The following is a 24,653-nucleotide window of genomic DNA, read 5'->3' as shown; positions in this document are numbered from 1 at the left end:
AAGGACTGAGGGCCAAAGGACGCGCAGCCGACGCCGCTTCCGTGATGGAACATCTCGACCTTCGCAATGCCGTCCACATCGGACATTCGACCGGCGGCGGCGAAGTGGCGGCATATGTCGCCCGCTATGGCATTCCACAGGGCCGCGTATCCAAGGCCGTTCTGGTCAGCGCCGTGCCGCCGATCATGCTCAAGACCGAAGCCTATCCGGGCGGCCCGCCGATCGAGATTTTTAACGGCCCGCGCGCCGGCCTTGCCGCCAACCGCGCGCAGTTCTTCCGCGACGTGGCCGCCGGCCCGTTCTACGGCTTCAACCGCGATGGCGCGGACGTACAGAGCGCAGCGATCGACAACTGGTGGCGCCAGGGCATGATGGGCAGCGCCAAGGCTCACTACGAGGGTATCAAGGCCTTCTCGGAAACCGACCAGACCGACGATCTAAAGACGATCACCGTCGCCACACTAATCCTCCACGGCGATGACGACCAGGTCGTGCCTTGCAAGAACGCCGGGGTGCTCCAAGCCGAAATCCTGCCCAACGCCACCCTCAAGATCTACGAGGGCTGCTCGCACGGCATGCTCACGGTCAATGCCGAAATCCTCAATCCCGATCTGCTGGCATTCGTGCAGAGCTGATCGCAAAACGCCGGGGCGGTAAACCTGCCTGGATGCTCGGTATCAGCAATCAGAATCTGGACACGACACTTCCCGCGAACGCAGAGTCTTCCCGTTCGCTCCACCTGACGGCTGAAGGATGACTTCACAAACGAAGCGCCTCGGCAGCGGACAATGGGAGGGGTTTTCAAGTGCGTAAATCAACACTTTTCGCCGGTGCTGTCCTCGCCTGCCAGGCCAGCGTTGCAGCTGCTCAGACGTCTGCGGACAAAGCGGCGATCCCAAATGAGGCGACGAATGAAATCGTCGTGACGGCTCAAAAGCGCAGCGAACGTCTTCTCGATGTGCCTATGTCGGTTTCGGCGATCTCCGGCGTTCAGCTCACCTCATCCGGTGTCTTTTCGACGGTCAACCTCCAGCAAACCACGCCCGGCGTGGTTACGGTGAACAATGGCTTCGGGTTCCTGCCGATCATTCGCGGCATCCAGTCGACAGGAACCTCGCCGGGTGATGAAACCAACGTCGCCGTCTACTTGGATGACATATCGCTCGGCACGCCGATCGCAGGCTTCTTCGACCTCGCAGATATCGAGCGTATAGAGGTCCTCAAAGGCCCTCAAGGCACGCTCTACGGACGCAATGCCACTGGCGGCGCCATCAAGATCGTTACGCGAAAGCCTTCTTTCGACACGCAGGGCTCGCTTTCTCTGGACTATGGCTTCCACTATCGAGAGCTACGGGCGAATGCCTACCTGACCGGAAAAATCGCCGATGGCGTCGCCGGTTCGATCAGCGGAGCGGTAAGACGCGGGCGCGGCTTCATCAAGGGCATCGCCGGTAACGAGGGCGAGTATTACGGGGCTCCGAAGAACTACATGGTACGCGGCAAACTGCTGATTGAACCGACAAGCGACTTTTCGGCGGTCCTGTCTGCCGACAGCTGGAAGCAACAGAACGATTCTGTCTTCATCTCGATGGTCAAGGATGGCCTCAACCCCTTCCCCGACCCAGGATCGGTGGCCAATACTCCTTACCGGTATGCCAGCGTCACACAGCCGAAGGCGGATTTGAAGGGGTATGGGTTCAGCCTCGACATGAACTGGCAGCTCGGTGAAGATATCGGCCTGCGTTCGCTCACCGGATATCGTCACGTGGAAGTGCAGTCTCAGTCCGATACGGATCGCACCAACCTGCCCACCGGCTCCAATCAGCTCAGCCAGTATCAGAACGGGTTCAGTCAGGAGTTCAATCTCTCCGGCGGAACAGACAGGCGTATCACCTGGCTGATCGGAGCGTTCTACTGGCACTCAGACGCCGGCAACCCCTACTTCCGGACGATCTCCGGCGATTCTCCCGGCGGCACCATCGTTTCCAACTTCACCAGCAAGATGAAAAGCGAAGCCTACGCCGGCTTCGCGGATGTCACGGCAAACTTCGGGCAGGTCCATGTAACCGGCGGTCTGCGTTACAATTCCGAGACCAAGACGTTCCATTGGCAGAACCTTGTCAACCTCGCTGCAGCACCTGTAGATCGCGAGCAGACCTGGAACAGCACCACCTGGCGTGGGATCGCCCGTTATGACATCTCCGGTGACGCCAACATCTATGTCTCGGCGAGCACCGGCTTCAAAAGCGGCGTCTACAACGCCTATTCGCCACTTGGCATCCCCGTAGACCCCGAAAAGGTAACAGCCTTCGAAGCCGGGACGAAGGCGCGGGTCGGCAGCATAAACCTGACCTTCGCAGCCTACGCCTATAAGTACAGCGACATTCAGGTCAGCGCCTATTCGTTCGTCGGCACTCCGCCCACTCTGCAACTGACCCTGAGCAACGCGGCAAGCGCAAAGATGCGTGGTCTGGAGTTTAATGCGGACGGCAAGCTTGGTGCGGGCTTCTCGTTCAACGCGGGCATGGGCTGGGAGCCGACCGCCCGGTACAGCCGCTTCACCACCTCTCAGGTCGTGGCACCCATTCCCGGCGCGACGGGACCGGTCATCTCGCAAGTACTGGTGCCTTACGACTCCTCCGGTAGTCGTCTGGTACGCACGCCAAAGGTTACCGCCAACCTGCGGCTCAATTATGCTGGCGAGATCGCTGGCGGCGCCCTGGACGGTTCGATCTCGACCTCTTATGCGTCTGCCAAGAACTGGCAGCCCGGCAATTTCTCGCGCGAGGGTGGCTTCGTACTGGTCAACGCCAACCTGGGCTGGACCGAACCCGGTGGGCGGTTCACCTTCTCGGTCTGGGGCAACAACCTTACCAACACCGAATACTACACCGATTATGTCCCGAACGTTCGCGGAGACAGCGTCAAATTCGCGCCTAAGCGTGAGGTCGGTATCGGCGCGCGGTATGCGTTCTAGGGCCGGGCCATTCCAGTAAGCCTTTTGCCATCAATGGAATACAGGTCTCAATGGTGGTATGACGGCGACCGTCGGGGAAAGGTCGGAAGCTGAAACGGACTGTTATTAATCAGCAGCCGACCACCCCAGCCCACGAGAAATATCCTGCGCTGCCCGGCCGAGCGACTCTCGTGTTTCGTCCAGACCAGTCTTCTGCGAACCATCGATGGTAACGAGGAAAGGTATCGTCAGTGCCGCACAGACATGGCCATCGAACCCGAACACCGGGAAACTGATGTCGGTGACCCCCGCCGTTCGCGCACTGGGTTGCATTTCATAGCCCTGCAAATGCACGGCATCCAGCCGCCGCTCCAGCCGTGCCCGAACATCGGTGGGCATTGCCAATCCGGCCAGCGCACGTGCGCGGCGGTCCTCGGCCGCAAAGGCCAGCAGGACATGGCCAGAGCAGCTTGTAACCAGATCCACTACCGTGCCCAGCCGGATACCGAAGCCTACCGGCCCCATGTTTTCCTGTCGATGAATAACCGTAGCGCTTGCGCCGGTCCCGACGACAAGATGGCAGGACTGGTTCGTCCCGCTCGACAGTTCATACATCACAGGTGCGGCAACGTTGCTGAGCGTCTGCGCAGGTGTCGCACGAAAGGCGACGTCGAGCACACGATAGGTCACCGCATAGCGATCGTTCACCGGGTCCTTGGCGAGCCAGCCAAGGCGCTCCATCACGATGATGATGCGGAATACCTCGCTGATCGAGCGCCCCAGCTTCTGCGCGATCTCACTTATCGTGAGCCCGCGCGGTTCGGTCGCGAACAGTTCCAGAATCTGGATGCCTTTTTCCAACGCAGGCGCGGAATAGGCGCGCTTGCCGCCGGGGGTGCCTTCATCGCCATCTTCATCTGTCTGGATCATGGTATTGCGGATAGTGGAGCGCGCGGGTGCGTGCAACTCGGTTGGGGGCTGCCGGTCTCAGCCAAAACGATCGGCCGCAGCGGGGATAAGCTGCGGCCGACAGGGGGAGTAGCCGGGTCAGAATTTTACGCGTGCCCCCGCCGTGAAGCGGCGCCCGAAGTCATATTCACTCAGGAGCACACCCTGCAGCGTTTCGCGCTTGAGCGTTGAGCCGGTAACGTTGCTCGCGTTGAAAGTAAGTGAAAGAAACTCGGTCACGTCATAGTTCGCCGAGATATCGAGCTGGCCGTAGGGCTTCTGGCGATCGCCATCGCCGAAGGTGCCTGCGACACTGTTCACTGCCGCGCTACGATACGAATAGTTGGCCCGGATACCGAACCCTGCCTTCTCGTAATAGGCGCCAAGGTTGTAGCTGCGCTTGGAAACGCCCGGAATAGGCACTTTTGGACCACCTTCAGTCGTTGCCACGTCACTCACATCAAGAAGGGTAAGGTTCGAAGTCACGCCGAAACCGTCGAAGGGCGAGGGCAGCATGTCCAGCGGCACTTGCGCGCTGAGTTCGATGCCCTTGATCTTGCCGCCCTCGCCATTGTCCGGGCGGAAGGTGCGGAAATCCATCGTCACGGTGCCCGTCAGCGTGGACTTGATCGTGCGCGTTTCGACCGAAGTAGTGTCGACGATGAAATTCTTCACATCCTTGTAGAACAAGGCTGCCGAAAGCAGCCCCGTCTTGCCGAAGTAATACTCCAGCGAAAGGTCTGCCTGATCGGCCAGGTAAGGCTTGAGAAACGGGTTCTGAGTGGTAATCGTGCGCACGTTCGCATTGATCGCGACCGAGGGCGAAAGGCGGTTAAGGTCAGGCCGCGTCATCGCCCGCGCAAGACCCACCCGCACGATGAGATTGTCAGTTGCATTGAAGCGAGCGTTGAAGCTGGGCAGCCAATTCGAATACGAGTTCCTGAATGCGATCGGGCCGCTGTCCGGCACGATCAGAGTGATGCTGTCGTTCTGAAGTTCGGCATTGGCAATATCCGCGCCGAAACCATCCGACGTAACCCTAGTGCGCACATAACGCAGGCCGATATTGCCCGAAAGGCGATCGTCGGCAGTGGCGAAGTCGGCGCGGACATAGCCGGCCAGCACTTTCTCCCCAACCGTGAACTGGTTGGTACGATCGATGGTAAGGGTGCCCCGCGCCAGCACATCGTCCAGGCTGACATTGGCGAACAGCTTGGAATAGTCCGGCACTAGAAATACGCCCAGACCGTCGCCTATGAAGCGCGAATAATCGACCACCTTGAGCAAGTCTTCAGCAGAAATGGCGCCGCCTTCAACGCCCGGAAGATAAGGCGTACCATAGATTTCAGACAGGACTTGCGGGCTCACAAAATAGCGCGGGCGGGCTCCGAATTCGACTTCATCTTCGCCATAATAGCCCCCCAGCTTGATCGAGCGGATGAAGCCTGCGTCGAAATCGTATGTGAGGTCAAGACGACCGCTCTTGTTCGTTTCGGTGGTCTTCTGGCCACGGATGGCCGAGAAGCTGCGGAAGTAGAATGTGCTCGGATCAAGAGGGTCGTAACCACGCGTGTATTCGATGTCCGGCACCCCGCCAATATCGCCACCAATGTCATAGGACGCCGAAGCGCGCGAGATGGGTGCGAAGGAGTTACGGTCGGATACGTTGCGCACCGATCGTCCATAAGTCGCCTCGCCGGAAACGGTTAGCCGATCGAAAGTGGCATCGCCGCCCACCGCGAAGTTCAGCGTCCGATCCTTCGTCACCCAGTCGAGGTTATTGGACTGGTGATCCACCCCGTCCGCGTCGAGGAAGGTGAGCAGGTTGTTCTCGCCCACGGTGCTGCCGCGCACGGCGCCGGTCGGGCCGCCGATATTGGTCCAGCGCAGCTGGTGCTCGAAGCGGTTGAAGCCGTCGGTGAACCAGGTGGCGAGGCCATCGGCGTAAAGGTTGACGTTGTCCGCCGGCTTCCACTGCACACCGCCGACCACGGCCTTGCGCTCGAAGTCGCCTTCGTCTGACACGAACGTGGTCGCGTGATCGAAGCCATAGGCCGTGTCGGAACGCGTACCGTCGAGGTTGTAGTCGTAGCCGCCGCTGGCGTTCTCCTTGCGCTGCTCGATGCCGTAACCGGTGAAGCCCGCTTGGATGACCTTGCGTTTCTCATAGTTCACGCCAAGGTTCACGCCAAAGCTGCCATCGCCGAACACACGGTTGACGAAGGCCGAGACGTGCGGCGTCACTTTCTTCGGGTTCGTTTCGTAAAGCCCTTCGGCTACCACGGTGACGACATTCTTGCCCACATCCGCCGGGCGGTTGATCCTGACATTGACCGTCGCCGACAGGCCGCCGTCGATCATGTCGGCGGTGGGGGTCTTGCTGACTTCCACGGTGCTGACGAAGTCGGTCGGCATAGACGTGAACGAGAAGCCGCGCGTTCCATTAGGCGAGGTAAGGACGCGGCCGTTGTAGAGCGTGCGGGTGAAGTTCTCCGATAGGCCGCGCACGCTAACGCCGCTGCCCTCTCCCTTGTTGCGGGTGATCTGCACGCCGGTCACGCGCTGCAACGATTCCGCCAGGTTGCGGTCGGGGAACTTGCCGATGTCCTCAGCAGAGATCGCTTCGACCAGATTAGGCGCCGCGCGCTTAATGTTCGCCGCGTCCTCAAGGCTTCGGCGAATGCCGGTAACGATAATCTCCTGATAGGTAGCGCTATCATTTTCGGATGACGCAGTGATTTCCGGCTGCGCCGCCTCCTGCGCAAGCGCAGGCACGGAAACGCCAGCCACTAGAAGGGCGGTCAGCGATACGGTTTCGTAGAGATACCTCATTGTCCTATTCCTCTCCTCTACCGCCACAGTCTTTGCAGGGCCGGCATTTTGATGCTTGTTATCTCGCTGCCACGACGCGCTGGCGCTGTTCCCCGAGCCCTTCGATGCCGAGACGGATTTCATTGCCCGCCTGCAAGTAACGCGGCGGGTTGAGGCCAAGACCGACACCTGCAGGCGTACCGGTCGAAATCACGTCACCCGGCTGCAGGCTCATGAATTGCGACAAATGTGCGATGATTTGCGGGACTGTGAAGATCATGTCTGCGGTCGTGCCATCCTGATGTCGCTCGCCATCGACTTCCAGCCAGATGCGGGCAGCGGCGATATCGGGGACTTCATCGGCGGTGACGAGCCACGGGCCGATAGGGCCGAACGTGTCGCAGCCCTTGCCCTTGTCCCAGGTGCCGCCACGGTCAAACTGGAAGCTGCGTTCGCTGACATCATGGACAACGCAATAGCCGGCGACGTGATCAAGAGCGGCCGCCTCGTCGATGTAGGTTCCGGCCTTGCCGATAACCACGCCCAGTTCGACTTCCCAGTCGAGACGGTCCGAACCACGCGGCTTAATCACATCATCGTTGGGACCGCAGACCGCGCTTGTCCACTTGTTGAAGACGACCGGTTCCGTCGGGATCGACATGCCACTTTCGGCTGCGTGGTCCCTATAGTTGAGGCCGATACACACGAACTTTCCGATGCGACCAACGCAGGCACCAAGGCGTGCTGTGCTGTCGATCACCGGCAGGGTCGAAAGATCGAGAGCGCGCAGTCTGGCCAGCCCTTCGACACTTAGCACATCCCCGGCAATATCGTCGACGTGGGCCGAAAGATCACGGACGCGACCTTGCGCATCGAGTACGCCGGGGTGTTCATGGCCTGCTTCACCGAACCTGAGCAACTTCACGCAATACTCTCCTTCACAGAACGACAAGCGCCTTGATGACACCCGTGCCCGGCTCCATCAGCCGCCAGATTGCCTCGGGGACATCGGCGAAAGGCAGCTTATGGCTGACTACCGCATCCAGCGGAAACGCTCGGGCGCGCAGCACTTCGATGACGTCCGCAAAGTCCTGATGCGTGGCGTTGCGACTGCCGATCACGCTCATCTCACGCTTGTGGAATTCGGGATCACTGAACCGGATATCGGCTGTAACGATCGACACCAAGACATAGCGCCCACCGTGCGCGACATAGGCGAAACCTGCCTCGATCGCCCCGGCATTACCGGTAGCGTCAAACACGCAATCGAAGAAATCGCCGTCGGTAAGGGCCGCAAGTCGGTCAGCCGTATCGGTATTAAGCACTTCGCCCCGGTACGCGCCAAGTCGGTCAACGCACAGCCTCACACGATCCGCATTGCCATCAAGCACCGTCACTTCCGCTCCGCTGCGCGCCGCGAAGAAAGCCGTTGCCATGCCGATCGGGCCGGCGCCTACGATCAGTACGCGCTCACCCGCCACTGTTCCGGAACGACATACCGCATGGCGGCCTATCGCGAGGAATTCGACCATCGCGATCTCGTCAAGCGACAGGCCATCAGCGGCGATAAGATATCGTTCGTCGATCGCAAGATATTCGGCCAAGCCTCCATCCTTGTGGACGCCGAGTACGCTGATTGCAGTGCAACAGTTGGGTTTGCCCTGCCGACAGGCAATGCATGTGTCGCAGGAATGGTAAGGCATGATGCAGACCGGCATCCCGGCCCGCCATTCGCTGCACTCCCCTGCTGCCACGATCTCTCCGGCCAGTTCATGGCCCGGCACCCGAGGATAGGTGAGGTACGGCTGGGTGCCGCGCACGATGTGATAATCGGTGCCACAGATGCCGACGCGGCGAATGCGGACAAGCGCTTCCCCGTGCACAGGAACCGGCATCGCGCAGGCATCGAGCATCAACTGGCCCGGCTCAACGCAACTGATCCTCGCCATGCTTTGCAAAGAACCCCTCCGATTCTGCGCCAGGTCTTGCCGGCTGATAAAAGCGATGTACAACTGATATTACCATATATGCAATACATTTTTATATGCAGAATTATTGAAAGCTTGGGTAAGTGGCCGAACACGCCTTGCGCGCGGCACGCAAAACAAAGGAAGGCCCGCCAAGCAACGCCCGGCGAGCCTCGATTGAGAGTACGCGTTATTGTGAAAGCGCCTCGGAAGCGCTTCGCCCCATCAAGCCAGCAATCGATCCAGGTGCGTGTAGCCGCCGTCGGGGAATATCCATTGCCCGGTCGTGTGGCTGGACCGCGCCGAAAGCAGGAACAGCACCGTATCGGCAATTTCGCGATCCGTGGTCATGCGCCGCCCTAGCGGGATCCGGCTATTGATCTCGTCCAGCTTCGCCTGCGGATCGTCGAAGCTTTCGATCCAGCGGGCATAGAGCGGCGTCATGACTTCCGCAGGTAAAACGGCGTTGACGCGAATCCCATCCTCCAGCAACGCCGCCGCCCATTCACGCGTAAGCCCGAGTTGCGCCGCCTTCGAGGCAACATACCCGCTGGTGTTGCCCTGCCCCGTCACCGCAGTCTTGGACGAGATATTGACGATGGCCCCTTTGCTGGCCCGCAGATGCGGCAGGCAGTGGTGTACCATGCCGTAATAATGCGCGAGGTTCGACTGGACCGAGGCCATGAAGGCCGCCGTCCCCGCGTCAAGGTCCACACCGTCATTGGTCCCGGCATTGTTGACAAGGCCATGGACCCCGCCGCGCTCGGCCGCGATCCGGTCAACCGCATCGCGGCAGGCATCGTCGTCAGTGACATCAACCTGCAGAAAGATCGTTTCAGGTTGCAACTGCTGGATTTCAGCCTCGAACCCGGCCGTCAAAGCACTGCGACCAAGGATCGCCGGGATAGCTCCCTCACGAGCCAGCCCGAGGGACACTGCGCCCCCGATACCCGCTCCCCCGCCGGTTACGACGACGACTTTTCCTTGAAGTTCCAGATCCATCAGTCCATCCGATATTGCGCTATGGATTGCGGTTTCATCTCGATCGAGAAGCCGGGCCGCGATGGCGGCATGTAGGCGGCATCGCGGATCACGCAGGGGTCGACGAAATGCTCGTGCAAGTGGTCGACATATTCGACCACACGATCCTCCAGCGTGCCCGAGAAGCACAAATAGTCGATCATCGACAAGTGCTGAACATACTCGCAAAGCCCCACCCCGCCCGCATGGGGACATACCGGCAGACCATACTTCGCCGCCATAAGCAGCACCGCCATGATTTCGTTCACGCCGCCGATGCGGCAGCTGTCAATCTGCACCACGTCGATCGCACCGCGCATCATGAACTGTTTGAACAGCACCCGGTTCTGGCACATTTCGCCAGTTGCGACACGGATCGGATGCACGGCTTCGCGGATCGCGCGATGCCCCTCCACATCGTCAGGGCTGGTCGGCTCCTCGATGAACCAGGGGTCAGCGAAAGCAAGCGCCTTGACCCATTCGATGGCCTGCCCGATTTCCCAGATCTGGTTCGCGTCAATCATAAGGCGACAGTCCGGCCCGACAGCCTCGCGCGCTATTCTGACGCGGCGAATATCGTCTTCAAGGTCCCGGCCCACCTTGAGTTTTACATGACGAAACCCCGCTTCGACTGCCTCCGTTGCCAACCGCCGCAACTTGTCATCCGAATATCCCAGCCAACCTGCCGAGGTCGTGTAGCAGGGGTAACCGGACGCGGTAAGACGCTCCAGCCGCTGCGTCTTGCCAGCAGCCCGTTCGGTCAGCAGGGCCAGAGCCTCTTCTGGGGTGATGCAGTCGGTCATATAGCGAAAATCGATGCAACGCACGATTTCTTCCGGGCTCATGTCCGCGACGAGTTGCCACACCGGCTTGCCCACCGCCTTTGCCCACAAGTCCCAAACGGCGTTGACTACCGCGCCTGTCGCCAGATGCATCGCCCCCTTGTCCGGACCGATCCATCGCAACTGGCTATCGCCGGTTACGTGCCGCCAGAACCGCCCCGGATCGGCTTGTACCCAGTCAAGGTCCAGGCCGACCACAAGAGGGCGCAACGCTTCGATGGCAGCGACGCAGATCTCGTTGCCCCGCCCGATGGTGAATGTCAGGCCGTGCCCTTCCAGCCCATCGTCGGTATCAAGGATCACATAAGCGGCGGAGTAATCCGGGTCCGGGTTCATCGCGTCAGAACCATCCAGCGCGTGGCTGGTCGGAAAGCGGATATCTGCGGTACGCAGACCGGTAATGCGTGTCATTCGACCGTCCACCCCCCATCGATCACCGCTGTAGTCCCTGTGGTGAAGGCGCTTTCATCAGACGCCAGATAAAGCGCGAGCGCAGCGATCTCGTTCGGCTGGCCGAGGCGACCGAGCGGCTGCCGCCCCGAAAATGCCGCATGCGTCGCCTCGAAGCTCTCGCCCGCAGCCTCCGCCTGCGCCTGCATTCGGACGCGCAGCGACGGGCTGTCGACGGTTCCGGGGCAGATGGCATTGCAACGTACACCGTCCGCCACGAAATCCACTGCGACAGACTTGGTAAGACCGATTACCGCCGCCTTGCTGGCACCATAGGCGAAGCGGTTGCGCACGCCGATGATCGAGGATGCGACCGAGGAGACGTTGACGATCGATCCCGCGCGCCGCTCTACCATCGTGGGAAGGTATGCCTTGATGAGCCGAAACATGGCTGTCGCATTGAGGTCAAGCGAGGTCGCCCACTGATCTTCCGTGCAATCCAGCAATGTGCCGGGGTAGACGATCCCGGCACAGTTCACCAATATGTCCGCCCTGCCAGTGGCCTCTGCCAGCATCGTGGCGGCGTCGGAGGCTGTCAGGTCTGCGATGTGCCCGGTCACGCCGGCCAGCGTCACAAGCTCATCGGCGTTGCGGTCCACCGCATGGACAGTCGCCCCCTCGGCTACGAAGCGCTCGGCGATGGCGCGGCCGATCCCGGCGGCGGCAGCTGTCACTACCGCCCTCTTTCCGGCAAGTCTCATGTTAGCTCCTTATGCGCTGCGCAATTCCGGGCCGGTCAGCAAGACCGCCTTCCCCGGTTGGAAATTGATGGTCCGGCGCACGTCGCCGCAACGGATTTCGTGACTGCCCCCTATCGTCGATACGACCCGTGCCTGCGCCAGTGCGCCGCCCTTCCACGAAAGATCGACCATGCAAGCACCTCGCGCGCGCAGCCCCCTGATCGAGCCGGTAGGCCAGGCAGACGGGAGGGCAGGCAAGAGGTGTATATTCGTGCCGATGCTCTGCAGCAGCATTTCAATCACGCCCGAAGTGCCGCCGAAGTTCCCGTCGATCTGGAAAGGGGGGTGTGCATCGAACATGTTGGGATAGGTCCGCTCGGGCCCCAGCAGGAAGCGCAGGATGGAATGCGCATGATCGCCATCGCGCAGGCGCGCCCACAGGTTGATGCGCCATGCGGTGGCCCATCCGGTTGCCTTGTCGCCGCGGATTTCCAGAGACTTTCTGGCTGCGGCTGCAAGGTCCGGGGTATCGTCCAGATTGATCTGAGCATCGGGAAACAGGCCGAAGAGATGTGAGACGTGCCGGTGATGCAGGTCCTTCGCACTTGCATCCCAATCATCCTTCCATTCCATCAGTTGCCCCTCGGCACCCACCCGATTGGGAATCAGCTTACCCTTCATCGTCGCAATTTCGGCCACGAATGAAGCGTCGGTCTTCAGCACGCTTGCAGCCTGCGCGGTGGCGGTGAAGAGCGCGCGCAGGATCTGCATATCCATCGTGGGGCCCGCACAAAGCGAGCCTTCGCCATGCCCGTGATTGTTCTCCGGCGAGAGAGAGGGGTTGGTGACCATCCAGCTGGTCTTCGGATCGCGAACCAGCGTATCAAGGAAGAACTCGCACGCCCCCTTCAGAATGGGATAGACAGTAGCAAGGTACTGCGCATCGCGGCCGTAATCATAGCGATCCCACAAGTGCAGGCATAACCACGCGCCGCCCATCGGCCAGAGGCCGAACTGCGGTCCGTCGATCGGACCGGTAGCGCGCCACAGGTCCGTATTGTGATGGCACACCCAACCGCGCGCGCCATACATGTCGCGCGCCATCCTAGCCCCGGTCTGCGCAATGTCCCGAACGAGCGCTATCAGCGGCTCGACCATTTCGGGCATCGCGGCAGGTTCCGCCGGCCAGTAGTTCATCTGCGTATTGATATTGATCGTGTACTTCGATCCCCACGGCGGATTGACACTGTCGTTCCAGATGCCTTGAAGGTTCGCCGGCTGCGACCCAGGCCGCGACGATGCAATGAGCAAGTAGCGCCCATAGCGAAAATACAGCGCCGCAAGTGCCGGGTCATCGGCGGTTTCGGACTGGCGGATACGTTCATCCGTTGACTTGTCAGCTTCGGCATTGCGGCCAAGATCAATGGAAACACGACGGTATATCGCGCGATGATCCTCTGCGGCTTTGTCGGCGATGGCGCGGAAGCTCTTGCGTGAAGCTGCGGCTATTTGTGCGCTGGTAATCGCATCGGGATCGGCGCTCACATCGGCGTAATTACGATAGCTGGTTGCCATGGCGATCAGGATCACCGCCTCTGTCCCACCCCGAACCGAAAGACTATCCGCCGCGGCCGATATCTTAGCCCCCCGCGCGATCACCTTGACCCGTCCCTGGAACTTCAGCGCACCGGAAATCCCGTGCTGGGCATTGTTTTCGCCCTCCAGCAGCAGCACGTTACCGGGCAGAGTACGCACGTCATGCCTGGTCTGAGGCACTTCCAATCTGAGGTCGAACGCCAGCGTGCCCGGCCTGGACGCCTTGAGTTGCACCGCGATCACCTGATCCGCCGGAGAAGCGACGACCCTGCGTTCATAGTCCACGCCATCTGCGGTGAAGCGTGTGGTATGGCACGCCGCGTCTATATCCAGCTGACGACGGTAACTGTTCTCCGTCGGTTCGCCGAGCCCCGGAAAGGAGACACGAAGATTGCCCAGTACCTGGTACGACATCTGTCGCACGGGCACCGCCATCAGCTTTTCCTTGGCGATCGCCTGCGCTTCATCGTAGCGCCCTTCGAAAATCAGCCGCTGGACTTGAGGAAGTGCGGCCTTCGCCTCGGGGTTGACGGGATGATAAGGGCCGCCGCCCCACAACGTATCCTCGTTCAGTTGCAAGCGTTCTTCGGCTATTCCGCCGAAGACCATGGCCCCTATGCGCCCATTGCCGACAGGCAGCGCCTCGGTCCATTCCTTTGCCGGGTGGCGATACCACAGCATATCGTCACTGCCGTGCGACTGAGTGGTTGCCGCCTCCACCGAGGGGGTTCCCAGCAGCGAAAGCGCAGTGACGGTGGAGCCGCCAGCCAGCAGCGCACGTCGGGAAACGGCGAAATCTTCAAGGCTCACTGTATTATTTCTCCCTGAACTCGTGCCCGGATACGCGCATAAGCGCGCCGCGCATTGCCACCCATGATCGCTTCGCGTTGATCCTCAGTCAGCGACGCGAGCAGGCTTTCGACCAGCCCGTGCACGCGCGCATATGGCGCTGCGAGCAGGCAAACCGGCCAGTCGGAACCGTAGATCAGCCGATCCGGCCCAAAGCATTCGAGGAGGTGCGTCATGTAGCGCATGACGTGCTGTTCCTCCCACGCAGCCGGGTCCGCCTCGGTGACAAGACCGGACAATTTGCAATAGACCGGATAGGCACGGGCAATGGCTGCAATGCGCCCGGCCCAAGGCTCCCACTCTGCATCGACGATCGCCGGCTTCGCCCCATGATCGATCACAACGCAGCACCCTGCAGCGCCCTTCGCCCCGATCGCATCGAGGAAGGCCGGCACATGTTCCAACTGCGGCGCGCGGATGAGCAGATCGTAAGCGAGCCCGCGCTCCAGCACGCAGCGGACACCCCGCTGAAACGCCATATCCAGGAGAAACCGCGGATCGGCCTCATCCTGAACGACGTGGCGAAAACCGATCAGCCGTGGTTCCCCGGACAAGGCATCCAGACGAGAGGCGATATCTTCTGCCCTCAGGTCGATCCAGCCGACGACACCAATAATCCAAGGATCGCGCCTGGACAGGTCAAGCAGCCATTGCGTCTCTTCTTCCGTCTGCCGGGCCTGAACGGCTATACTGTATGCGACGCCTGCCGCATCCAGTTCATTCCGCAGATCGCGCGAAGTGTAATCCCGCGCCAGCACGGAGCCGGGTTCGATCCAGCGGTAACGCGCAGCGTCATATCGCCAGAAATGGTGGTGCGCATCAATCCGGCCTTCGATCATCCGTCGCCCCGCTAAGCTGCCGTATTTGACAGTTTGTTCTATATGTGAAAGTTAGCGCTATATCAAAGCATGTGCAAGCCGGAAATATCACCGGCATGCGGATGTCATTGTCTTCACAAGCGCACCGCGACAGGGTGAGCGGAAGACTGGAGAGGAACGCATGGGTATCAGCACGCCGCCTGCTGCAATGGAGAGCCTGCCGGACGAACCTGCTGCAACCAGCGCAGCCAAAGCCATGGCCGCCCCCTTCGTCACCCCCGGCTTTCGGGCGGGCTTCGTGCTGGTAACTGCCATGTTCTTCACATGGGCGCTGGCGAATAACCTGAACGACATCCTGATCCGGCAGTTCCAAAAAGCGCTTGCGCTTTCCCGCGCAGAGGCCGGCTTCATCCAGTTCGTCTTCTATCTCGCCTATTTCGTATGGGCGATCCCGGCAGGGCTAGTACTGCGGCGTCTGGGTTATCGTGCCGGCCTGCTGCTGGGCCTGACGCTTTACGCAGCCGGTGCGGCCCTGTTCTACCCGGCTGCAGAGGTTCAACGATACTGGGCGTTTCTTCTTGCCCTGTTCGTACTGGCATCTGGCGCAGCCTTTCTGGAAACTTCAGCCAATCCCTTCATCGCACGCTTCGGCGATCCGTCACGCGCATCCCAAAGGCTGACCCTGGCCCAAGCGTTCAACGGGCTTGGCGCCGTAGTCGCACCCACGATCGGCGGGCTTTTCATTTTTTCGGGGATCGAACACTCCAGCGGCGCTATCGCCGCGATGCCGACGGAGCAGCTTGCGGATTACCGCGCCTCGGAAGCGGCAATGGTTCAGGGGCCTTACGTGGCCCTTGCGCTGTTCGTTCTCCTGCTTGCAATCGCCATTGCCAAAGTGCGGCTGCCTGCCATCCCGCGCAGCGTTGACCCCACAAGTGGCAGCGCGCGCGTGATCCTGCGCAACCGGCAACTGACCGGCGCGGTTATCGCACAATGCTTTTATGTCGGTGCGCAAGTCTGCGTCTGGAGCTACTTCGTCGATTTCGTGAAGCACCTTTTACCCGAGACCCCTGAAAAAACGGCAGCCTACTTGCTTTCCGGCAGCCTGATCCTGTTCATGACCGGACGCTTTGCAGGCGCCGCGCTTATGAACCGCATGCGACCGACCCGGCTTCTGGGCATCTTCAGCGTAATCAACGTGGTACTCATGATACTGGCCATGTCGTTCGCCGGGGGGCTCGCGGTGGCGATGCTTGCTCTGACAAGCTTCTTCATGTCGATCATGTTTCCAACGATCTTCGCGCTGGGGATCCGCGATCTTGGTGAAGGAACTGCGCTGGGTTCCTCGCTGATCATCATGGCTATCATCGGCGGCGCCGTGTTCCCGCCATTGATGGGTCTGTTCAGTGAATGGACTGACCTTCAGACGGCGCTCCTGCTGCCGCTCGTCTGTTTTGGCGTAGTTGGCATCTTCGCGCGGGTTGCGAAAGACTGACACGACAAAGGGCTTCATCTCCGAAAGCGAATCCATGATCACTGCTTCCATCCCGGACTTTCGCGAAGCGGCCCGCCGCAGGCTACCGCGCTTTCTTTTCGAATACATCGATGGCGGCTCGTATGCCGAGACCACGCTGCGGCGAAACGTCTCCGACCTGTCCGAACTGGCCCTGCGGCAGCGCGTGCTGCGCGACGTGTCGGACCTTAACCTGTCTACGGAGCTGTTCGGCGAGAAGCTCTCCCTACCGTTGGCTCTCGCCCCAGTCGGGCTGGCGGGGCTCAATGCTCGCAGGGGCGAAGTGCAGGCGGTGCGGGCAGCCGAAAGCGCAGGCGTGCCCTTCACGCTCTCGACCGTTGGGGTCTGTACCATCGATGAGGTGGCCCGGTCCGCAAGGAAGCCGTTCTGGTTTCAGCTCTACATGATCCGCGACCGCGCTTTCATGAAGGACCTGCTGGCGAAGGCAGTGGAGGCTGACTGCTCCACACTGGTCTTTACCGTCGACATGCCGGTTCCAGGCAGTCGTTACCGGGACTACCACACGGGCCTTGCAGGTGCCGGCGGCATGAAGGGCGCGCTGTGGCGCTTCAGTCAGGCCGCGATGCGCCCCGTATGGTCCTGGGATGTGGGGATGAACGGCCGCCCACACACGTTGGGCAACGTCGCGACGGTGCTGCAAGGCCGGACCGGGATCGAGGACTTCTTTGCATGGATGCGCAACAACTTCGATCCTTCGATCAACTGGCGCGACCTCGATTTCATCCGGTCCGAATGGAAGGGGACACTGGTGATCAAAGGCATCCTTGATCCTGAAGACGCAAAGGAGGCCGTTCACCTCGGAGCGGACGGCATTGTCGTTTCCAACCACGGCGGACGCCAGTTGGACGGCGTACTTTCCACCGCGTGCGCCCTGGCGCCGATTGCCGAGGCAGTTGGCGATCGCCTGACCGTGCTTGCCGATGGCGGCATACGATCCGGGCTGGATGTGGTGCGTATGCTGGCGCTGGGTGCCAAGGGCGTGCTGTTGGGGCGCGCCTGGGCTTGGGCTCTGGCTGCCAATGGAGAGGCAGGCGTGGCAAAGATGCTCAAGCTGATCGAAGCCGAAATGCGGGTCGCCATGGCGCTGACAGGCACAACACGCGTCGACCAGATCAACCGCGATTGCCTGGCCTCGCTTGGCTAAATGGGCCGCTGCAAAAGCCCGACAGCTAGCCCGCTACGGTTCGATGAATGGGCGTTCCCAATAAGCGGGTGTGCCGATCTCGGCGCGCAGCCATTCGGTAAGAGCGGCGAGCTTGGCTGAAGCACTGCGGTTACGCGTATAGGCAATGTAGAGTTCAGCGCCCTGCGCCTCTGCACCTACGTGAACCTGCTGCAGCGTCCCGTTCGCCAGTTCCTGATATGTGAAGAATGTCGGGAGCAAGGCAATACCAAGCCCTGCGAGTGCTGCGTCGCGCATGACGATTCCATTGTTCACACGTAGGCACGCCCGGGGCCGCAGCACGGTTTCCCGAACACCGGCACTGAACCGCCAGTCGGCCGAGCGGTTGGAATAAAGGATCGCGCAAGCCCGGCCAAGTTCATCCAGCGACGTAGGGGCGCCGTGCTTTTCCAGATAGGAAGGCGCCGCAACAAGCACACGCCGGCTTGATGCAAGGCGCTTGGCGATCAGGCGCGTATCCTGAATGGGCCCGTGCCGGATCACCGCATCATAACCATCGGCGGCCACGTCGACGAACTTGTCATCAAGATCGAGGCTGAGATCGATGGCGGGGTGAACGGCCAGAAACGCGTTCAACATCCGGCCAAGATGCAACGTGCCGAATCCGATCGGCCCGGCCAGACGCAACGGTCCGGAAAGGGAGCCGCGGCGTTCGGCGATTTCCGCCTGCGCTTCTACGGTTTCGCGGATGATCTTTCGTGCCCGGTCGAGAAACAGCTCCCCTTCGCCGGTCAGGGACAGCTTGCGGGTCGTGCGCTGCATGAGGCTGGCGCCGAGCAATCGCTCAAGTTCGGCTACACGTTCGCTGACCACCGATTTCGCGAGCCCCAGACGGCGCGCCGCTTCGCTGATCGACCCTGCTTCGGCCACTGCAATGAACGCGGCCACTCCATCCAGCTTCATCATCGTTCGGCATTCCCGAAAGCCGGTTCCGGAATTTGGCGGCTAGTGCGCACGATGACCTGAAATCATCTTGCCGTCGACCACTCGCAGCAGGCGGAGGATGAAAGAGGCAACCGAACGGCCCTTGTTCGGGCTGCCGCTCTCTCCTTCAGACGCAGGCGATTCCTTACAAGGCAGGAGCATTATCAATGACAGACTTTTCAGGAAAAGCAGCCCTTGTCGTCGGCGGTAGCCGGGGCATCGGAGCCGCCATCGTGCGACGGCTCGCCGCAGATGGGGCGGCGGTTACGTTCTCTTATTCCGGAGCGACCGACGCCGCCCATGCCCTTGCGACCGAAACGGGCGCTAGGGCGGTGCGCTCGGACGCGGCAGACCGCGATGCGGTGATCGGTCTGGTGGCAGAAGCTGGCCCGATCGACATTCTCGTCGTCAACGCTGGTGTCCTGGTGTTCGGGGACCCACTTGAACAGGAAGCAGATGTCGTCGATCGCATGTTGGATATCAACATCCGTGCCCCTTACCATGCCGCTGTGGAAGCAGCACGGCGCATGCCGGACAATGGGAGGATTATTTTCATCGGGTCAACCAACGGCGATCGCATCCCCTTCGAGGGCGGCGCGGCTTACGCGCTCACCAAGTCCGCCATCCAGGGGCTGACGCGAGGACTGGCGCGTGACTTCGGTGCAAGAGGCATTACCGTCAACACAGTCCAGCCGGGGCCGACCGATACCGACATGAACCCCGGCGATGGACCCATGAAGGACTTCATGCATACGTTCATGGCAATCAAACGCCACGCCCACCCGGAAGAAGTGGCAGGCATGGTTGCTTACCTTGCCGGCCCAGAAGCCGGGATCGTAACGGGCGCGCTTCACACCATCGACGGCGGGTTCGCGGCATGACCATTCATCCGGCAAGGCAGGCACACTTCCTTGCCGGTGGCGGTCAGCCTTCAAGCAAGCGTTCGTAAAAGCCGCGGAAGCTGCGATCGGGCGAGACAAGGTCGATTTCCAGAATCCAGTGGCGCGGAGCTTTGCTTCCGTCCCGATCGCGCAGGCGCAACCTGACCGCATCGACCGTTATCGACATATCCGCGTAGAACGCGTGTTTTCGCTGGGCGTCACCCGGAAACCCTACTGTTCGGACCCGTATTCGGCTGCCCAACGCTGTGCCAGCGCATCGATTTCGTTCGGGTTAAGCACCCATGTCCGGGTTCTCTGCCCTTCTCGGAACACGGGGCGGGTCAGGAGAATGCGGGCCTGCGCCTTGGCAAAGGGCTTGAAAATCGAGAAGTGTCGCACGCAATCGGAGATTGTGCCGATGATCGGCGTCTTGCCGTCAAGATCGATCAGCGTCGCGGGCTGATCCCAGGGAATATTCATCATCGCATTCGCCTATCGCGCAAACGCCGCGATGCAAAGCCTGAATGCCGATGACGCCCTTGATGCAACACACTGTCCTTTCAATCGTTGCGCCGTGCATGGCTTTGCACATTTCCGTATATCTCGGCGCCTCCGACAGAATGAACATGACGGAAATTTCCGGGCCATGAAAGCCGGTCCGTGCTTACCCCGGCTGTATAAATGGTGCACGGCGGGGAATGAATTTCTATCTTTGGCCGGGTAAATCAGCTTCTTATAGCGACCTGCGGCGGCCCGGAGTATCGACGTGTCCGATCTGAATATGCCTGACGAATTGCGCTCCTTTTTCGAAAATTCGCCAGTCGCCCTGGCGCTGGGCGCTGCGGAAGGCGATAATCCGCTTATCATGGTGAATGGCCGCTTCGGGGACCTGACGGGCTATTCGCAAAAAGATCTGGCAGGGCACAATTGCCGCATCCTGCAAGGGCCCGCGCAAGACCACGAGCCCCGCGCCAGATTGCGCGCTTTCCTTCGCGATGACGCTGCCACTACGGTTCGTACCCCGATCCTCAACTTTCGGAAAGACGGCACTCCGTTTGTGAACCTGCTTTACATGTCGCGATTGCGCGATCTGTCCGGCAGGACGCGCTACATCTTTGCATCCCAGTTCGACATCAGTCGCGCGCAGCCCGATCGGCTACGCACATATGACAGCGACCTGGGCCAGACACTCAACCGCCTGAGCCCGGTCGTCGCGGAAAGCGGCATCATCGTCGAAGGCACTCTCACCACCATCGCGAATTCCGCAGCTGCCATCGCTCAGGCAAGAATGATCCTGGCCAATCTAGACAACAGTTCGATCCTGTGAGCACCGGCAAGAGAACACCCGGCGTCCCCATTGTCGGAATTGGTGCATCGGCAGGTGGGCTTGAGGCCCTGCGAGAGATGCTTTCGGCGGCGCGACTGCCGACGCAGATGGCGTTCGTCGTCGTCCAGCACCTCGATCCCAATTACGAGAGCATGCTGGCCCAGTTGCTGGACCGGGCCAGCCCGCTCGACGTGCTGCAATGCGAAGGCGGCGAAGAAGTGCGGGCCGACCGCGTCTACATTATTCCACCGGGGCGCGGCCTTGCCTTGCAGGATGGCAGGCTGCAACTGACCGACTTTGTCCAGCCGCGCGGCCTTCGCCGCCCGATCGATGACTTCTTCATTTCTCTGGCCGCAGAAAAACAGACCGACGCGGCGTGCGTGATACTTTCCGGCACCGGGGCAGACGGATCGACAGGACTGCGCGCCATCAAGGAGCACGGCGGTGTCTGCGTCGCCCAGAAGCCGGAGACTGCTCGGTACGATGGAATGCCGGTGTCGGCCGTCGGCACAGGACTGGTCGACTACGTCAAGGAGCCGGCTGAAATCCTCGATTGCCTGAGCGCGTTCTTCTCCCGCCGCCGGGGAGAACCCCACGAGCGCGAAGCCGAACTTGTCGCCGATCATGTAGACGACTTGTGCTCCACCTTGCGCAGGGTGATCGGCCACGACTTTTCGGGATACAAACGCTCCACCCTGGTGCGTCGGGTAGAACGACGGATGCACGTGCTGAATATCGATTCGGCCAGTGCTTATCTCCAACGGGTACAGTCCGACCAAGGTGAGTGCGAGGCGCTTTTCCGCGACTTGCTCATCAACGTAACCCGCTTTTTCCGTGACCCGGAAATGTTCGACGCCCTTCGCGAAAAGGTGATCGAACCGCTGTTGCGCGACCGGGCCAGCGACGACGACATCCGCGTCTGGGTGCCGGGCTGCTCCAGCGGCGAGGAAGCCTACAGCATCGCCATGCTTTTCGCCGAAGCGGCAAGACGGATGAGCCTTGCCAATCCGGTGCAGATCTTCGCGTCCGACATAGATGAGCAAATGCTCCAGATCGCACGGGAAGGCATTTATCCTGCATCGGCCCTTGCCGATATTCCCTCACCGATGCGCGAGCGCTGGACCATTCCGCATGGAGAAAAGTTCGCGATTTCAAGCCAGATCCGCGATCTGATCCGGTTCTCCAATCACTCCGTAGTCAAGGACCCGCCGTTCTCGCGCATCGATCTGGTGTCGTGCCGCAATCTGCTCATCTATTTCGATGACCGACTGCAGCAATCGGTGATGCCAATACTCCATTACGCGATCCGATCGGGCGGCTATCTTTTCCTTGGCCCGTCGGAAAGCATCGGCCGATTCGACCACCTTTTCCCGGCGCTGGATCATCACGCCCGTATCTTCGAGCGCGGCCCCGGCAACCCCAGCTATCCCATCGACCTTCCTGCGGGAGAACGGGGCATTCCGCGCAGGCGGGAAGCGGGAGGCGAGCGGGAAAATCGTCAAAGGCAATCCGACGGCGGCATCGCCATCCAACGTCTGGTGGATCGCTACGCGCCGCCTGCCATGGTGCTCAATCAGGATGGCGCAGTTCTGGCTGCTTATGGCAAGCTTAGCCGCTATTTCGATTTTCCTGTAACCCGCACCGGCGGCTCCAACGCGATCTCTCTCGCCAAGCCGGGCCTGCGCGACGTTCTGGGCCCCCTCGTCCGCCAGGCTCGCGATGCCCGCAAGCGGGTGGTAGCCCGCGAGGTGGAGGTGCGTTCGGACTACGGCATACAGCCGGTCGAGGCCATCTGCGAGCCATTGCCTGACGGCTCACTGCTGCTGATCTTGCGCGATCGTGGTCCCTTCCTGCCCTTCGATGGCCCGGATTTCTCCGAAATCGAAAGCGGCGACGACCATATGGAGGCGCTGGAAGAGGAACTGCGTCTCACCCGACACAAGCTGCGCACGGCGGTAGAGGAACTGGAAACCGCCAACGAGGAACTGAAAAGCTCCAACGAAGAAATGATGTCGATGAACGAGGAGCTTCAGTCCACCAACGAAGAGCTTTCCACCGTCAACGACGAACTAAAGAGCAAGGTCGATCAGCTGACCGTTGCCAATTCCGACTTGCGCAATTTCTTTGAGTCCACCGAACTGGCGGTCATAGTCCTGGACGGCGGGCTGCGCATTCGCAGTTTCACAGAAGCAGCCACCACGATATTTCCCTTGCAGCAGACAGACAAGGGCCGCCTGCTTGCAGACGTTGCCACCCGTCTTGACGACGGGGCCTATCTCGACGACGCACAGCGCGTGGCGGCAAGCGGCGAGCCCTTGCAGCGCCGCGTCCGGACCCGCGATGGCGGCCGGACGTTGTCGCTGCGCGTGCTGCCCTATCGCACGCAGCACGGGAAAATCGATGGCGCCACCCTTGTGCTGACGGACATCACGGTAGCCCTTCTGATGGAAGACGATCTGGCCGCTGAACGCGAAAGGCTCGACCTGGCCGTGCGGACAGGTGGCATTGGGGTCTGGGAATTCCGCCCCGATGAAGACAACGTCATCCTTGATGGCACCAGCAGGACACAGCTTTCATTATCCGTGCAGGGCGAAGTGGGGCTGAGCGACGTGCTGGCACGGGTACACCCCGAAGACCGCGCCGCTGTCGAAGATGGCATTGCCCATGCCCTCTACAGCGATCGGGACATGGAAGTCGCGTTCCGTGTCAGTCCGCGGCGTGATGGCGAAGGCGGCGCACGTCAGCTCAAAGCCTATGGCCGGCTCATAGGCTCGCGCCCGCGTCGCCTCGTAGGTGCCACGATCGACCTGACGGCCGAGTACGCCGTTGCCGAGACGCGGGGCCTCATGTTGCGCGAAATGAACCACCGGGTGAAGAATCTCTTCGCCGTGGTCAGCGGCATGATCGCTGTTGCCGGCCGCTCCCATGACAACGTCCGCAGTTATGGCGAAGATCTGCGCGAACGCATAGCAGCGCTGGGCCGGGCGCATTCGCTGGCTTCACCTTCAGGCGACGATCAGCAAGCATTCTCGCTGCGTACACTCCTGCAGACGACGACTGCGGCCTATAACGGGCAGTCGCGGATTGAAATCGAGGGCCCCGATGTGGACATCGACAGGAACTGCCTGTCTCCGCTCGCTCTGATCCTGCATGAATGGACTACAAATGCCGCGAAATACGGGGTGCTGGGACCGCGGGCGGGAACTCTGCGCATCATCTGGACTTTAGTGCCCGATGGGATCGAGTTGCTGTGGGATGAGGACGGTGAAGATACGATTAATGCGGTCGAAGGGTCCGGGTTCGGAACCCTTCTCGTCACGACGTCTGCACGCCAACTTGGCGCCGACATCTCTCATGAAACGCGGGATGGTCTGTTCACGTTGCGGCTGCGATTGCCTGACGGTGTGATGGCGCGATGACCGATACCGTACTGATCGTCGAGGACGAACTGTTTGTCGTTCTCGATCTGGAAGACCTGATCTCCGAAGAAGGTTTCGCGGTTTCCGCACACTGCGGCACCGTTGCCGCCACAATGCGTGCGATCGATCTGCAGCGCCCCGCCTGCGCCATCCTTGACGTTCGGCTACCGGACGGAGAGGTGTTCCCCGCCGCAGACCGTATGCGCGAAATGAATGTCCCGCTCATCTTCCATTCCGGCCACGCAAACGAAGCTGCTCTGCGATCGCGCTACCCGGAAGCCCAGATTTGCCCGAAGCCGAGTTCACCATCTCAGCTACGCGCCGCGCTGCAGAGAGCCATTGCTCAACGGGGCTGACGCATGAGAATTCAGTGTCCACACCGCTTATCTGAAGGAAGGCCGAATCTCAAAAAAGACCCGGTCCCGCCAGAGGAAGGCGGAACCGGGGT

Annotated in this window: 19 protein-coding genes and 1 pseudogene; 8 read left to right on the top strand and 12 right to left on the bottom strand. The window is 60.8% G+C overall.

Annotation, left to right across the window (positions count from 1 at the left end):
• Window positions 1–20: 20 nt before the first annotated feature.
• Both A8V01_RS25295 and A8V01_RS25290 read left to right on the top strand, forming a co-directional pair.
• Window positions 21–635 (top strand): annotated as a pseudogene (locus A8V01_RS25295) (alpha/beta fold hydrolase); the annotation flags it as partial.
• A 287-nt stretch (window positions 636–922) separates the two neighbouring features.
• Entirely contained in the window at window positions 923–2,977 is a 2,055-nt protein-coding gene (locus tag A8V01_RS25290) for a TonB-dependent receptor (RefSeq protein ID WP_146037386.1), read from the top strand.
• A gap of 105 nt (window positions 2,978–3,082) precedes the next feature.
• Here the strand turns inward: A8V01_RS25290 and A8V01_RS25285 are convergent, their stop codons facing one another.
• The 9 genes from A8V01_RS25285 to A8V01_RS25245 all read right to left on the bottom strand — a co-directional run bounded on the left by A8V01_RS25285 (window position 3,083) and on the right by A8V01_RS25245 (window position 14,958).
• Window positions 3,083–3,886: an IclR family transcriptional regulator gene (locus tag A8V01_RS25285; RefSeq protein ID WP_103099012.1), complete on the bottom strand. Its 804-nt coding sequence runs from the start codon at window positions 3,884–3,886 to the stop codon at window positions 3,083–3,085.
• Between the two features lie 117 nt (window positions 3,887–4,003).
• Entirely contained in the window at window positions 4,004–6,736 is a 2,733-nt protein-coding gene (locus A8V01_RS25280; RefSeq protein ID WP_170066067.1) for a TonB-dependent receptor, read from the bottom strand.
• A 58-nt stretch (window positions 6,737–6,794) separates the two neighbouring features.
• A complete protein-coding gene (locus tag A8V01_RS25275) occupies window positions 6,795–7,640 on the bottom strand; it encodes a fumarylacetoacetate hydrolase family protein (RefSeq protein WP_103099010.1) in 846 nt (281 codons plus the stop codon).
• 13 nt (window positions 7,641–7,653) lie between these two features.
• Window positions 7,654–8,664: a zinc-binding alcohol dehydrogenase family protein gene (locus A8V01_RS25270; protein ID WP_103099009.1), complete on the bottom strand. Its 1,011-nt coding sequence runs from the start codon at window positions 8,662–8,664 to the stop codon at window positions 7,654–7,656.
• Window positions 8,665–8,907: 243 nt separating this feature from the next.
• Complete coding sequence (locus A8V01_RS25265; protein ID WP_103099008.1) at window positions 8,908–9,684, bottom strand: L-fucose dehydrogenase; 777 nt, start codon at window positions 9,682–9,684, stop codon at window positions 8,908–8,910.
• Entirely contained in the window at window positions 9,684–10,955 is a 1,272-nt protein-coding gene (locus A8V01_RS25260) for an L-fuconate dehydratase (protein ID WP_103099007.1), read from the bottom strand. Before A8V01_RS25260 ends, A8V01_RS25265 begins: the two co-directional genes overlap by 1 nt.
• Window positions 10,952–11,695: an SDR family oxidoreductase gene (locus A8V01_RS25255; RefSeq protein WP_103099006.1), complete on the bottom strand. Its 744-nt coding sequence runs from the start codon at window positions 11,693–11,695 to the stop codon at window positions 10,952–10,954. The genes A8V01_RS25260 and A8V01_RS25255 overlap by 4 nt, the downstream gene beginning before the upstream one ends.
• 9 nt (window positions 11,696–11,704) lie before the next feature.
• Window positions 11,705–14,080: a glycoside hydrolase family 95 protein gene (locus A8V01_RS25250; protein ID WP_245892818.1), complete on the bottom strand. Its 2,376-nt coding sequence runs from the start codon at window positions 14,078–14,080 to the stop codon at window positions 11,705–11,707.
• Window positions 14,077–14,958: an amidohydrolase family protein gene (locus A8V01_RS25245; RefSeq protein ID WP_211295168.1), complete on the bottom strand. Its 882-nt coding sequence runs from the start codon at window positions 14,956–14,958 to the stop codon at window positions 14,077–14,079. Before A8V01_RS25245 ends, A8V01_RS25250 begins: the two co-directional genes overlap by 4 nt.
• Window positions 14,959–15,118: 160 nt before the next feature.
• Between A8V01_RS25245 and fucP the strand changes: the two genes are divergently transcribed.
• Both fucP and lldD read left to right on the top strand, forming a co-directional pair.
• The gene (gene fucP / locus A8V01_RS25240; RefSeq protein ID WP_211295166.1) at window positions 15,119–16,432 is read left to right on the top strand and encodes an L-fucose:H+ symporter permease; all 1,314 of its coding nucleotides are present in this window, start codon (window positions 15,119–15,121) and stop codon (window positions 16,430–16,432) included.
• A gap of 34 nt (window positions 16,433–16,466) precedes the next feature.
• Window positions 16,467–17,615 carry an FMN-dependent L-lactate dehydrogenase LldD gene (lldD, locus tag A8V01_RS25235; RefSeq protein WP_103099053.1) on the top strand — a complete coding sequence of 383 codons (1,149 nt, stop codon included), beginning with the start codon at window positions 16,467–16,469 and terminating at the stop codon, window positions 17,613–17,615.
• A gap of 33 nt (window positions 17,616–17,648) precedes the next feature.
• Here lldD and A8V01_RS25230 read toward each other — a convergent pair whose 3' ends face one another.
• Window positions 17,649–18,560: a LysR family transcriptional regulator gene (locus tag A8V01_RS25230; protein ID WP_103099005.1), complete on the bottom strand. Its 912-nt coding sequence runs from the start codon at window positions 18,558–18,560 to the stop codon at window positions 17,649–17,651.
• A gap of 185 nt (window positions 18,561–18,745) precedes the next feature.
• Between A8V01_RS25230 and bdcA the strand changes: the two genes are divergently transcribed.
• Window positions 18,746–19,459, top strand: a complete 714-nt coding sequence (gene bdcA / locus A8V01_RS25225; protein WP_103099004.1) for an SDR family oxidoreductase — start codon at window positions 18,746–18,748, stop codon at window positions 19,457–19,459.
• Between the two features lie 43 nt (window positions 19,460–19,502).
• Here bdcA and A8V01_RS25220 read toward each other — a convergent pair whose 3' ends face one another.
• Together A8V01_RS25220 and A8V01_RS25215 are read right to left on the bottom strand one after the other, a co-directional pair.
• Window positions 19,503–19,646 (bottom strand): hypothetical protein, encoded by a 144-nt coding sequence (locus A8V01_RS25220; protein WP_211295164.1) that lies wholly within the window; start codon window positions 19,644–19,646, stop codon window positions 19,503–19,505.
• A 44-nt stretch (window positions 19,647–19,690) separates the two neighbouring features.
• Window positions 19,691–19,942 (bottom strand): hypothetical protein, encoded by a 252-nt coding sequence (locus A8V01_RS25215; RefSeq protein ID WP_103099003.1) that lies wholly within the window; start codon window positions 19,940–19,942, stop codon window positions 19,691–19,693.
• Window positions 19,943–20,225: 283 nt separating this feature from the next.
• On the opposite strand from A8V01_RS25215, the gene A8V01_RS25210 reads away from it, so the two are divergent.
• From A8V01_RS25210 to A8V01_RS25200, 3 genes are read left to right on the top strand one after another with little or no spacing between them, the layout of a single operon-like run.
• Window positions 20,226–20,786 carry a PAS domain-containing protein gene (locus A8V01_RS25210; protein ID WP_245892817.1) on the top strand — a complete coding sequence of 187 codons (561 nt, stop codon included), beginning with the start codon at window positions 20,226–20,228 and terminating at the stop codon, window positions 20,784–20,786.
• Window positions 20,783–24,205, top strand: a complete 3,423-nt coding sequence (locus tag A8V01_RS25205; RefSeq protein WP_103099001.1) for a CheR family methyltransferase — start codon at window positions 20,783–20,785, stop codon at window positions 24,203–24,205. Before A8V01_RS25210 ends, A8V01_RS25205 begins: the two co-directional genes overlap by 4 nt.
• Entirely contained in the window at window positions 24,202–24,561 is a 360-nt protein-coding gene (locus tag A8V01_RS25200) for a response regulator (RefSeq protein ID WP_103099000.1), read from the top strand. The genes A8V01_RS25205 and A8V01_RS25200 overlap by 4 nt, the downstream gene beginning before the upstream one ends.
• The last annotated feature ends 92 nt before the right edge of the window (window positions 24,562–24,653 follow it).

Source organism: Novosphingobium guangzhouense (genome assembly GCF_002896965.1).
GTDB lineage: Bacteria > Pseudomonadota > Alphaproteobacteria > Sphingomonadales > Sphingomonadaceae > Novosphingobium > Novosphingobium guangzhouense.
This window is presented reverse-complemented; position numbering and strand designations above follow the sequence as displayed.

Coding starts and splice junctions, on each gene's coding strand:
- A8V01_RS25270 (WP_103099009.1), bottom strand. CDS start 8,664: ATGGCGAGGATCAGTTGCGTTGAGCCGGGCCAGTTGATGCTCGATGCC.
- A8V01_RS25260 (WP_103099007.1), bottom strand. CDS start 10,955: ATGACACGCATTACCGGTCTGCGTACCGCAGATATCCGCTTTCCGACC.
- A8V01_RS25280 (WP_170066067.1), bottom strand. CDS start 6,736: ATGAGGTATCTCTACGAAACCGTATCGCTGACCGCCCTTCTAGTGGCT.
- fucP (WP_211295166.1), top strand. CDS start 15,119: ATGGGTATCAGCACGCCGCCTGCTGCAATGGAGAGCCTGCCGGACGAA.
- A8V01_RS25285 (WP_103099012.1), bottom strand. CDS start 3,886: ATGATCCAGACAGATGAAGATGGCGATGAAGGCACCCCCGGCGGCAAG.
- A8V01_RS25245 (WP_211295168.1), bottom strand. CDS start 14,958: ATGATCGAAGGCCGGATTGATGCGCACCACCATTTCTGGCGATATGAC.
- A8V01_RS25215 (WP_103099003.1), bottom strand. CDS start 19,942: ATGATGAATATTCCCTGGGATCAGCCCGCGACGCTGATCGATCTTGAC.
- A8V01_RS25255 (WP_103099006.1), bottom strand. CDS start 11,695: ATGAGACTTGCCGGAAAGAGGGCGGTAGTGACAGCTGCCGCCGCCGGG.
- lldD (WP_103099053.1), top strand. CDS start 16,467: ATGATCACTGCTTCCATCCCGGACTTTCGCGAAGCGGCCCGCCGCAGG.
- A8V01_RS25200 (WP_103099000.1), top strand. CDS start 24,202: ATGACCGATACCGTACTGATCGTCGAGGACGAACTGTTTGTCGTTCTC.
- A8V01_RS25220 (WP_211295164.1), bottom strand. CDS start 19,646: ATGTCGATAACGGTCGATGCGGTCAGGTTGCGCCTGCGCGATCGGGAC.
- A8V01_RS25265 (WP_103099008.1), bottom strand. CDS start 9,684: ATGGATCTGGAACTTCAAGGAAAAGTCGTCGTCGTAACCGGCGGGGGA.
- bdcA (WP_103099004.1), top strand. CDS start 18,746: ATGACAGACTTTTCAGGAAAAGCAGCCCTTGTCGTCGGCGGTAGCCGG.
- A8V01_RS25230 (WP_103099005.1), bottom strand. CDS start 18,560: ATGATGAAGCTGGATGGAGTGGCCGCGTTCATTGCAGTGGCCGAAGCA.